Origin of the sequence: Streptomyces sp. B1866, assembly GCF_031932565.1 — a bacterium.
Classification (GTDB): Bacteria; Actinomycetota; Actinomycetes; order Streptomycetales; family Streptomycetaceae; genus Streptomyces.
The window spans coordinates 1-1,109 of record NZ_JAVSCF010000535.1 but is presented as its reverse complement, the minus strand read 5'-3'; the positions used below and the strand labels follow the sequence as shown (position 1 = coordinate 1,109).

Sequence of the window (1,109 nt, the reverse complement as noted above, 5' to 3'; positions counted from 1 at the left end):
GCCGGCGAGCCGGGGGCCGCCGCCCCGGGGCCCGGGACGCGGTCCGCCCCGGGCCCCGGGTCAGGACGCGGCCACCGGGCCCGCGGGGGCGACCGGGGCGGCCGGGCCGCCGGACGGCAGGCGGTGCACGTCGTCGCGGGCCGTGCCGGTGACGCCCGACAGGAAGCCCTGGGCGCGCGGCGAGGCCCCGCTGGTGAGCCAGGCGGGGTCCACGTCGCACACGGCGACCCGCACGCCCGTGCCCGCGAGCGCGAGCGGCAGGGTGTGCACCACGGTCGACGGGAAGCTGAGGATCGTACGCCCGATGGGGCCGCGCCGGGCTATCAGCTCCAGCGGCAGGTCCGGCCGGACGATCTCCAGGCCCACCTCGGCGGCGATCCGGCGCAGCTTGTCCGTGCTCTCGCGGCGGTGGGCGAAGTAGCGGGTGGCGCCGTGCGCGCGGGACAGGGACTGCACGGCGGCCAGGTAGTGGTCCAGGTCCACCACGCCGGTCTCGACCAGCGAGGTGCCGACCAGGTCGGTGCCGCCGGTCAGGGCGGGCGGGCCGAAGCGGGCCCGGGTCCAGGCGAAGTCGTTGGCGGTGACGGTGACGCCGGGCGGCGGCTCGACCGGCATGGAGCTGAACACCTCCACGCGGCGGGCCGCGCTGGGGGTGAGCATGCGGCGCGCGTTCGCGGACACCGGTGCGAACACCAGGTCGCGCGCCCCGCGGCCGGTGCCGCGCCGGTGCCAGCGCTCCAGGCGCTCGCCCCGCGCGAGCTGGGAGATGAACTCCATGGTGGCCGTGCCGTCGTCCACGACCACGAGGTCACGGGCGCGGGTGAGGGTCAGCAGCAGCTGCACGTACCGGGAGAAGGGGTCGCCGATGACGATCCGCCCGGCCCGGCGCAGCGCGGCGCGCAGCCCGCCGACCGTGCGCAGCGGCGCGCCCGCCCCGCCGCGCGCCTCCTCCCACCGCACGGTGACGCCCTCGCCGCGCGCCAGCTCGGCCATGCCGCGCAGCTGGTCGCAGGTCGTCGGGTCCTGCGGCGGCAGCACGACGACGGTGAGCCGGGCGGCGGCGAGGCCGCCGGGCGGCGCGGCGCCGGGCGCGGCCTGCCCGGTCGGGC

1 protein-coding gene is annotated in these 1,109 nt (G+C 79.4%); it reads right to left on the bottom strand.

The window, feature by feature from the left end; genetic code table 11:
• Positions 1-60: 60 nt before the first annotated feature.
• Positions 61-1,038, bottom strand: coding sequence for a hypothetical protein (locus tag RKE29_RS30035; protein WP_312008865.1), 978 nt, complete (start codon positions 1,036-1,038; stop codon positions 61-63).
• Positions 1,039-1,109 lie beyond the last annotated feature (71 nt).